Origin of the sequence: Actinomadura chibensis NBRC 106107, from assembly GCF_001552135.1 — a bacterium.
Taxonomy (GTDB): domain Bacteria; phylum Actinomycetota; class Actinomycetes; order Streptosporangiales; family Streptosporangiaceae; genus Spirillospora; species Spirillospora chibensis.
Map to the genome: position 1 here is coordinate 82,330 of NZ_BCQP01000055.1, position 10,080 is coordinate 92,409.

The window sequence follows — 10,080 nt, forward strand, 5'->3', positions numbered from 1 at the left end:
TGCCTAGCTCCTGATGAACATGGCGAGCATGCGGCGGGTGACCGCGAATCCGCCGAAGACGTTGATGCTCGCGAGCAGGATCGCCGCGAGCGAGAGGACGGTGATCGCCGCGTTCCCCGAGCTGATCTGCACGAGCGCGCCGACCACGATGATCCCGGAGATCGCGTTCGTCACCGACATCAGCGGGGTGTGCAGCGCGTGGTGGACGTTCCCGATCACGTAGTAGCCGATCACGATGGCCAGCGCGAACACCGTCAGGTGCACCTGGAGCGCGGCGGGCGAGAGCGCGATCAGCGCGAACATCGCGGCGGCCGCGGCGGCGACGCCGGCCCGGCGCACCACCGGGTTCGCGGTGCGGGACGGGGCGTCCGGCTCGGCCTCCGGCCGCGCCGCCTGGACGGCCGCGGGCGCCGCCGACACCGCCACCGGGGGCGGCGGCCAGGTCAGCTCGCCCTCGCGGACGACGGTCATCGACCGCTGCACGACGTCGTCGAAGTCCAGCACGAGGACGCCGTCCCGCTGCGGGGTCATCAGCCGGATCAGGTTGACCAGGTTGGTGCCGTACAGCTGCGACGCCTGCGCGGGCAGCCGTCCGGCCAGGTCGGTGTAGCCGAGGATGACCACGCCGTTCGGGGTGACGACCCGCTCGCCGGGGACCGTGCCCTCGACGTTGCCGCCGTTGGCCGCGGCCATGTCGACGATCACCGAGCCGGGCCGCATCGTCGCGACCATGTCGGCGGTGATCAGCCTCGGCGCGGGCTTGCCCGGGATCAGCGCCGTGGTGACGATGATGTCCACGTCGCGGCACTGGTCGGCGTAGAGGGCGGCGGCGCGGACGTTGTAGTCGTCCGACATCTCCTTGGCGTAGCCGGTGTCCGGGGCGTCGTCGGCCTCGGGCTCGGCGACGGCGAGGTAGTCGCCGCCGAGCGAGCGCACCTGGTCCGCGACCTCGGGGCGCGGGTCGGTGGCCCGGACGATCGCGCCCAGGCTGCTCGCCGCGCCGATCGCCGCGAGCCCCGCCACACCGGCGCCCGCGACCAGCACCTTCGCCGGGGGCACCTTGCCCGCCGCCGTCACCTGGCCGGTGAAGAACCGTCCGAACTCGTGCGCGGCCTCGATCACCGCCCGGTATCCGGCGATGTTGGCCATCGAGGACAGCACGTCCATCGACTGCGCGCGGGAGATCCGCGGCACCGCGTCCAACGACAGCGCCGTGATGGGACGCTTCGCGAGGTCCTCGACCAGTTCCGGCTTGAACCGGGGGTTCAGCAGGCCGATCAACGTGGCGCCGGGGCGCAGCGCGTCCAGCCGCTCCGGCGGGCCGACGCACAGCACCACGTCCGCGGCGTCCGCGGCGCCGATGGCGGCGCCCGCGGCCTCGTACCGGTCGTCGGTGAACCCGGATCCGGCGCCCGCGCCGGCCTCGACGACCACCTCGTATCCGAGTTTCTGCAGTTGGGTCACGGTGTCCGGCGTCGCCGCCACCCTCCGCTCGCCGGGCGGATCCTCCTTGCGCACCCCAATGATCATGGCAATCACCTCACAGCGGACGGCGTCCGATATCTCGGTATCAAGCTAATTCTGCCGCGCTGGGGCGCGCATCCGCTTTGCGCTGTCTGCCAGTCTTGGCCATGACTCTTTGGGCACTTGGGACAGTCACGCCACGGACGGTGACGACGGGGCTCCGTCAGGGTCCCGCGAGGGCGTCCGCGCCGAGGAGCGCCTTGACGTCGCCGTAGAAGGCCGGTTCCGGCGAGACCCGGAAGGGCCGCAGGTCGAACAGCACGCTTCGGGCCGCCGGACGGTGGACCAGCAGGTGGACGGGCGCCGGGCCGGGATGGGCGGTCAGGACATCCCTGAACTCCCGGACGAGCCGCAGGGTCAGCCGGGACTCCCGGACCGAGATCACCACGGGCGGCGCGGCGCCCGCCCGGCTGAGGTCGAGGGGAGTGATCTCCTCGCCGTAGACGCTCACCGTCTCGTCCCGGACGTTGATCCGGCCGCGCAGCGAGATCACGCGGTCCTGCGCGAGCGCCTCCCCGTAGAGGGTGTAGGTCTTGGGGAAGATCAGGCATTCGACGGCGCCGTCGTGGTCCTCGACGGTGGCGATCGCCCACGGGCTGCCCCGCTTGGTGACCTTGCGCTGCAGGCCGGAGATGATCCCGGCGATCCGGACGGTCCCGTCGGCGCGGCCGGAGGCGAGCAGGTCGGCGATCGTGGTGTCGCGGTTGGCCTCCAGAGCCTGCTCGGCGCCGTCCAGCGGGTGGGACGAGACGTACAGCCCGAGCATTTCCCGCTCGAAGGCGAGCAGCGTGGCCTTGTCCCATTCGACGGCGGGGATCGCGACCGAGAACGTGTCGTCGGAGTCCGTTCCGGCGAGTGCGCCGAAAAGGGAGTCCTGGCCCCGGGACTGGTTGCGTTTGAGGTCGATGACCGCGTCCACGGCCTGCTCGTGGACGGTGACGAGCGCCTTGCGCCGGTGCCCGAGGCCGTCGTACGCGCCCGCCTTGGCCAGCGACTCGATGACGCGCTTGTTGCAGACGATCGAAGGGACCTTGGCCAGGAAGTCGTTGAAATCGGTGTAGGCGCCCTTCTCGCGGCGGGTGCGCACGATCGCGTCGACGACGGACGCGCCGACGTTGCGGATCGCGCCGAGACCGAACCGGATGTCCCTTCCGACGGCGGTGAAGGTCAACTCGCTCTCGTTGACGTCGGGCGGCAGCACCTTGATGCCGAGGCGGCGGCAGTCCGACAGGTAGACGGCCATCTTGTCCTTGTCGTCGCCGACCGAGGTGAGCAGCGCCGCGAGGTATTCGGCCGGGTGGTTCGCCTTGAGGTAGGCGGTCCAGTAGGAGACGACGCCGTATCCGGCGGTGTGGGATTTGTTGAATCCGTAGCCGGAGAAGGGGACGAGAACGTCCCACACCGCCTTGACGGCCTCGTCGGAGAAGCCCCGCTCCTTCATTCCGGCGGAGAACCTGCCCCACTCGGCGTCCAGGACGTCCTTCTTCTTCTTGCCCATCGCGCGGCGCAGCATGTCGGCGCCGCCGAGGGAGTATCCGGCGAGGCGCTGGGCGATCGCCATCACCTGCTCCTGGAAGACGACCAGGTGGTAGGTGTCGCCGAGGATCGGTTCGAGCGCCTCCGCGAGTTCCGGGTGGATCGGCTCGACCTTCTGCTTCCCGGTCTTGCGGAGCGCGTAATTGGTGTGCGCGTTCATCTCCATCGGCCCCGGCCGGTAAAGGGCGCTGACGGCGGCGATGTCGGTGAACACCGTCGGCTGCATCAACCGCAGCAGGACGCGCATTCCGGCGCTGTCGAGCTGGAACACCCCGAGCGTGTCGCCGCGCGCCAGCAGCTCGTAGGTCACCGGGTCGTCGAGGGGCACCTCGCGGATGTCGATCTCGATGCCCCGGTTCGCCTTGATGTTGGCGATCGCGTCGTTGACGACGGTGAGGTTCCGCAGCCCGAGGAAGTCCATCTTGAGCAGGCCCATGTCCTCGGCCTGGGTGAACGGGAACCCGGTGAGGACGGGGCCGTCCTGCTTCGGCTTCACCAGGGGGAGCACGTCGAGCAGCGGCTCGGCGGAGAGGATCACGCCCGCCGCGTGGATCCCGGTGCCGCGGGTCAGCCCCTCGACGCCCCTGGCGGTGTCGATGACCCGCTTGACGTCGGGCTCGTCCTCGTACAGCCTCCGCAGTTCGGCCGCCTCGCCGTGGCGGGGGTGCCGCTCGTCGTGGACGGCCGACAGCGGGATCTCCTTGCCGCCCGCAGCGGCCGGGAACGCCTTGGTGATCCGGTCGCCGAGCGCGTAGGGGTAGCCGAGGACGCGGCAGGCGTCCTTCACGGCGGCCTTCGCCTTGATCGTGCCGAAGGTGACGATCTGGCACACCCGGTCGGCGCCGTACGTGGCGGTGACGTAGTCGATCATCTCGTCCCGGCGGCGGTCGTCGAAGTCCAGGTCGACGTCCGGCATCGTGACGCGCTCGGGGTTGAGGAACCGCTCGAAGATCAGCTTGTGCTCGATCGGGTCGAGCTCGGTGATGCCGGTGCAGTAGGCGACCAGGGAGCCGGTCGCCGACCCGCGTCCCGGGCCGAGCCCGATGCCCCGCGCGCGGGCGTACCGGCAGATGTCGGCGACGACGAGGAAGTAGCCGGGGAAGCCCATGCCGTCGATCACCGAGAGCTCGTAGTCCACCCGGTCGAGGACGTCGCGCGGCGGGTCGCCGCCGTAGCGGCGCCGCGCCCCGGCCAGGGTCTCCTTCCGGAGCCAGGACGACTCGGTCTCGCCCTCCGGAACGGGGAACATCGGCATCAGGTCCCGGTGCGCGAACACCTCGCCGTAGTCGCCCACGCGCTCCGCGACCAGCAGGGTGTTGTCGCACGCGCCGGGGACCTCGGCGTCCCACAGCGCCCGCATTTCCTCGGCGGTCTTGATGTAGTAGCCGCTGCCGGAGAACCGGAAGCGCTTGGTGTCGGCGAGCTGCTTTCCCGTGCCGATGCAGAGGAGCGCGTCATGCGCGTCCGCCTGGTCCTCGGTCACGTAATGGGAGTCGTTGGTGGCAAGCGGCGGCAGCCCCAACTCCTTTCCCAATTTCATCAGGTCGTCACGGACGCGGCGTTCGATGGCCAATCCGTGGTCCATCAGTTCGAGGAAGTAGTTTTCCTTTCCGAAGATGTCCTGGTATTTGGCGGCCGTCTCCACGGCCTCGCTGTACTGGCCCAGGCGGAGGCGGGTCTGCACCGCGCCGGACGGGCAGCCGGTCGTGGCGATGATGCCCGTGCCGTGCTCGGCGAGCAGTTCGTCGTCCATTCGCGGGTACTTCTGGACGTGGCCTTCGAGCCAGGCGCGCGACTGGAGCCGGAACAGGTTGCGCAGGCCGCCGGCGTCGGCCGCCCACATCGTCATGTGCGTGTACAGGCCCCGCCCGGAGACGTCGCCGCCCGCGCCGGTGACCTCGTCCGACCGGCGCAGCGCGGGGTCGTCGCTGTAGAACACCGGCTTGCGGTGGCGCCGTGAAGCGGGCGCCAGATAGCTCTCGATCCCGATGATCGGTTTGATCGCCGCCGTGCCCGCCGCCCGGTAGAACTCGTACGCGCCGTGCACGTTGCCGTGGTCGCTCATCGCCACGGCGGGCATCCGCCGCCGGGCGACCTCGTCCATCAGCGGGCCGACCTTGGCGGCGCCGTCGAGCATGCTGTACTCCGTATGCACATGGAGGTGCACAAAGGACCGCGTCGGCAACCACGCCTCCCGGTTGTAGGCTCATCCGCGACGAAGAGCATTCGAACCGGGGAACGGCGGCATTGTCCAACAATCAACACGCCGGTGATTCACAACCGTCCGTTGTGGACAAAGGTGAAGCGGACCTTGATCTCGCGGCGGTGCGCGCCTTCCTCGCCATCACCGAGGACCGCTATTTCAGCGAGGCCGCGGCCCGGCTGGGAATCAGCCAGCAGGCCATCTCCAAGCGCGTCGCCAAGCTCGAATCCGTCCTCGGCGCGCCCCTTCTCGCCCGCTCGCGCGGCGGCGCCGAGCTCACCGACGACGGCGCCGCGTTCCTGCCGCACGCGCGGCTGCTCGTCGGCACCGCCGACCGGGCTCTGGAGCTGCTGCGCGACCGGCGCCGCGCCCTGCGGGTGGACGTGCTGGACACGCGGGTGGCGCCGATCGACCTGGTCCGGGACTTCCACGGGGCCGTCCCGGACGTGGAGATCGAGATCATCACCTCGGACGGCCTCCGGTCGGCCCGCGGCGCGCTCGCCCGCGGCTCCGTCGACGCCGCCTTCTGCCGGGTCGGCGGGACGCCGGGCGACGACCTGGTGTGCCTGCCCGCGCACCTCGAACCGGCGCATCTGCTGGTCGGCCGCGACCACCCCTTCGCCGGACTGCGGCAGGTGGAGATCGCCCGGCTGGCGGGTTCCACCGTGTGGATGCCCGGCAACACCGCCGGAAGCGAATGGGCCGACTACCACGACCTGCTCAGCGCCGAATTCGGCTTCCGGATCGACACCACCGGGCCCAACTTCGGCTACGAGCATTTCGTGGCCGAGGTCGCGTCCGGTGAACGCGCGACGAGCATCGTCGGGGAGAACGTCCGGATTCCGTGGCATCCGGACACCGTCCGGATTCCCTTGGTCGATCCCGTTCCCCTCTACCCGTGGTCAATGCTCTACCACCGCCGTAACCAGCACCCCGCCCTCGCCCTGCTCGCCCGCCACATCACCGGAAACCACCGCCCGTTCGACCCTCGCCGCGAATGGCTTCCGGCCTCCGACCGCGCCGCCTTCACGGCTGTTCAGGGGGAGTCACGGTAATGAGGGGTGAAGGCCGGAAGCCCTTGGTGACGAGCCAGATTCCGAGGAAAGCCTCCCAGATGATTTCCGGTGTAGTGAACAGGAAATTCAGGGGGGATTCCTGCTCGTAGGCGCCGAACAGGACGGCGGTCGCCGTGGCGCAGGCGATGGGGCCTCCGACGAGGCCGACGAGCGCCATGGGGCGTGGTACCAGCCCCGACCGGTACATCAGGTAGCCCAGCAGGAAGCCATTGCCGAAGCCCGCGCAGAACGCGGGGCCGAGCAGGAACGTCTGGTCTTTCAACGCCACCAGTGACTGGCCGATCAGCTTGGCGTCCGCACCGCCCTCGCCCGCCAGATCATGCCGCAGCGCGACGATGGCGAGCACACTGACGACCCCAATCACGATAATGGTCGACTCGACGATTCGGATGCCTACGTAGCCGATGGCAACGCTTTCGCTCTGCCGTTTCAGGATCGGGAACAACGTGACCGCGGTGGCGATGTTGGCGACGGCGGTCAGGATCTCAAGAAGGGCCCCGAAACGGACTTGGGTATCCGCGCCCGCGCCCAGGATGTAGTTCGCGTCATTGAGGACCGGGTCATACAGCAATAGCGCTGGAATTGAGAATACGAAGGTGAGGATAAACCAGACTCCGGCGATTCTGGCGGTCCGCTGGGCGGCTTCCGGCGTCCGGGATTCGGTCGTGTTCACTTGGCTCCCAAGGCTTGGGTCGGCCCGCTCGCGCGGCCGTGACCGTAGAGAACCACGCGGGGCGGACGCTGTCTCCACTTGGCGATGGCCGGTTCGAGCCGCGCGTCACGTCCGGCACGCGCGACGCGCGGCGCCCGCCGGGGCCCCGGCGGGCGCCGCGCCGGCGCATTCATGCTCTCCGGGGCCTATTCGCTTGGCGCGGAAATTGATACGATAATGACGTCTAGGAAAGGATGCTCATGTCATTTACCGCGTCTTCGGCTGCCGAGTCCTTCGCGTCCTGGATCGACGGATCATGGCGCGAAAGCGACACGCGGTACCCGGCGCTGAATCCCGCCACGGGGCAGCCGTTCACCAATTTGGCCGCGGCGTCGGCACAGGATGTCGATATCGCCGTCGCGAGCGCCGGGGCGGCCTTCCGGAAAACCCGCGGCGCACGGCCCGCCACCCGCGCCGAATGGTGCCGGTCGGCCGCCCGGGCACTGCTCGCCGCGCACGGGGAACTCGCCGAGGTCCTGTCCACCGAACACGGGAAGCCGGTAGCCGAGGCGCGCGGCGAGATCCTGTTCGCGGTCCGCGGGCTGGAGCTGGCCGCGGAGTCCGTACTCGCCAACGGCGGTGAGTTGCCGCAGGTGGAGGACGCGAACAAGCGCGCGATCGTGCGCCGCGAAGGGCTCGGCGTGTGGGCGGTCATCACCCCGTGGAACTTCCCGGTGAACATCCCGGTCGAGTACATCGGTCCGGCCCTCGCGTCCGGCAACGCCGTCGTGTGGAAGCCCGCCCCCACCACGGCCGTCGTCGCGGCGAAATTCCGGGAGATCCTCCTCGCCGCGGATTTCCCGCAGGAACTCCTGCAGTTGGTGATCACGAACGAGGTCGAGGTCGCCAGCCATCTGGTGACGCATCCGGGAATTGCCGCGGTCGGATTCACCGGCGGCAGCGGCACCGGCCGGTCCATCGCGAAATCGGCCTGGGACAAGAAACTCCTGCTGGAGCTCGGCGGAAACTCGCCCATCGTCGTCCTCGGCGACGCCGACCTCGAAATCGCGGCGGCGGCGATCTCCAACGCGGCGTTCTGGAATGCCGGGCAGGTGTGCAGCGCGGCCGGAAAGGTGCTCGTGGCGGCGTCCTGCGCGGACGAACTCGCCCGACTGCTCGCGAAACGAGCCGCGGACACGGTCGTCGGCTCCCCGCTGGACCCCGACGTCACGATGGGACCGGTCCACCTGGAATCCGGCATCGCCCGCTACGACCGGTTGGTCGCGGACGCCCGGGAACGCGGCGCGACCGTCGTCACCGGCGGCGAGCGGATCAAGGACAAGGACGGCTTCTTCTACCACCCCACCGTCATCACCTCGGTCGGCCGCGACGCCGCCGTCTTCTCCGAGGAGACCTTCGGCCCGATCGCGTCGCTGACGGTCTTCGACGACGAGGAGGACATGATCGCCGCCGCGAACGCCGGTGACTTCGGCCTCGTCGGCGCGCTGTTCACGACCGACCTGTCCAAGGGGTTCCGGCTCGGCGAGCGCATCGACTGCGGGTTGGTGGTGGTGAACGACACCACCAACTACTGGGAGTACAGCCTGCCGTTCGGCGGGGCGGCCGGGCGGCACTCCGGCCGGGGCCGACTCGGCGGACGCTGGGTCATCGACGAGTTCAGCCAGGTCAAGACCCTCGCGATCGACATCCGCTGAACCGCGCCGGCGCCCGCATGAGCGATCATGCGGGCGCCGCCGTGGTCTCAGGCCGTGGTCTCAGGCCGGGGTCTCAGGCCGGGGTCTCCGTGCGGCCGGTGCGGCTCGGGTCCGCGAGGACCGCGTCCTGGTCCTGGCCGAGGGTCGGCGCCGGAGCCGGGTCCGGGGGAGTGTAGTCACGCATCGTGAACGGGAACCCCTTGCGGCGCGACTCGCCGTCGCCCAGGAAGACCCGCCGGTCGCGGAACCGCGGCTCGCGTCCGCGCTCGGCCGCCGAGAGCACCGGCGCGTTGGCCACGCCCGCCCCGGTCAGAGCGCGGACGCAGTCCGTCCGGGAACGAGCGCGCGTCCAGGCCGCGACCAGCCCGTCCACGAACGACTCGTGCCGCCACCACCACTCCTCGGATTTCCCCGCCAGTTCCCCGGGGGCGACGAGTTCCGCGAGCGCGTCGCGTTCGGCCTGGTGGTGGCACGCGACCGCGACCCATTCGCCGTCGCCCGCGCAGGGGTAGACGTCGTGCGGGGTGGCGCCGGGACGCCGGTTGCCGGTGGGCCCGGGAAGCGCGCCCGTCGCCGTGTGCTCGGCGATCCGGTCGGCGAGCGTCCAGGTGATGAGCTCGCGCTGCGCGACGTCCAGGTGGACGCCGCGCACGTCGCGTTCCAGGCAGTACGCGACGATGGCCGCGCCGAAGAGGGACGCCGCCTGGTCGGGGTAGTTGACCTCGGCGGACGACCACATCGGCCCGCCGTCCAGGTATCCCGTCACGGAGGCGAGCCCGGACAGGAGGTCGAGCGTCGACCCGTACGACCTGCGGCCCGCCTCGGGGCCGTCCTGCCCCTGGCTCGACAGGGAGAGGTAGACGAGCCGCGGGTTGACCGCGCGCAGCGTCTCGAAGTCGGCGCCGAGCCGCTCGGTCACGCCCACGGTGAAGTTCTCGATCACGACGTCGGCGCGGGCGGCCAGCCGGTGCAGCGCCGCCCGGCCCGCCTCGGTCTTCAGCTCCAGCACCACGGCCAGCTTGCCCGCGTTGTTGGACTCGAACATGGGCGAGACGCCCCGGCCGTCCGCGTCCGGGGCGCGGCCCGCGACCGGCCACTGCCGGAACGGGTCCGGACGGCCCGCCGACTCGATCTTGATCACCGTGGCGCCGTAGTCGGCGAGCAGGCGTCCGGTGGCCGCGCCCGCGGTGATCGTCCCGAGGTCCAGCACGGTCACGCCCGCGAGCGGCGCCTCCCGCCTGGGCCGGGACGTCCCGCCGCGGGAGTCGGACGGTGACGGCGCCCCGGCTGTTGAGGCGCCGTCACCGAGCGCGGGCGGCGGGCCCGAGCGCCACGGCAGGCCCGTGGCGCGCACCGGGGGGCCGACCGGGGCGG

At 70.5% G+C, this 10,080-nt stretch carries 6 protein-coding genes; 2 read left to right on the forward strand and 4 right to left on the reverse strand.

What is annotated here, in order from left to right; all coding sequences use genetic code 11:
* Positions 1 to 3: 3 nt before the first annotated feature.
* Both ACH01S_RS30570 and dnaE read right to left on the reverse strand, forming a co-directional pair.
* Positions 4 to 1,530, reverse strand: coding sequence for a Re/Si-specific NAD(P)(+) transhydrogenase subunit alpha (locus ACH01S_RS30570; protein ID WP_067899421.1), 1,527 nt, complete (start codon positions 1,528 to 1,530; stop codon positions 4 to 6).
* 157 nt (positions 1,531 to 1,687) lie between these two features.
* Positions 1,688 to 5,245: a DNA polymerase III subunit alpha gene (dnaE, locus tag ACH01S_RS30575; RefSeq protein ID WP_083981307.1), complete on the reverse strand. Its 3,558-nt coding sequence runs from the start codon at positions 5,243 to 5,245 to the stop codon at positions 1,688 to 1,690.
* A 104-nt stretch (positions 5,246 to 5,349) separates the two neighbouring features.
* Here dnaE and ACH01S_RS30580 point away from each other — a divergent pair, with 104 nt between their 5' ends.
* Complete coding sequence (locus ACH01S_RS30580) at positions 5,350 to 6,318, forward strand: LysR family transcriptional regulator (RefSeq protein WP_067899425.1); 969 nt, start codon at positions 5,350 to 5,352, stop codon at positions 6,316 to 6,318.
* Here the strand turns inward: ACH01S_RS30580 and ACH01S_RS30585 are convergent.
* Entirely contained in the window at positions 6,290 to 7,012 is a 723-nt protein-coding gene (locus ACH01S_RS30585; RefSeq protein ID WP_067899427.1) for a DUF4386 domain-containing protein, read from the reverse strand. The two genes, ACH01S_RS30580 and ACH01S_RS30585, sit on opposite strands and share 29 nt — an antisense overlap.
* A 239-nt stretch (positions 7,013 to 7,251) precedes the next feature.
* On the opposite strand from ACH01S_RS30585, the gene ACH01S_RS30590 reads away from it, so the two are divergent.
* A complete protein-coding gene (locus ACH01S_RS30590; protein ID WP_169809384.1) occupies positions 7,252 to 8,706 on the forward strand; it encodes an aldehyde dehydrogenase family protein in 1,455 nt (484 codons plus the stop codon).
* 73 nt (positions 8,707 to 8,779) lie between these two features.
* Here the strand turns inward: ACH01S_RS30590 and ACH01S_RS30595 are convergent.
* Positions 8,780 to 10,080 (reverse strand): CaiB/BaiF CoA transferase family protein (locus ACH01S_RS30595; RefSeq protein ID WP_157406332.1); only part of this gene is annotated, 1,301 nt, incomplete at its 5' end.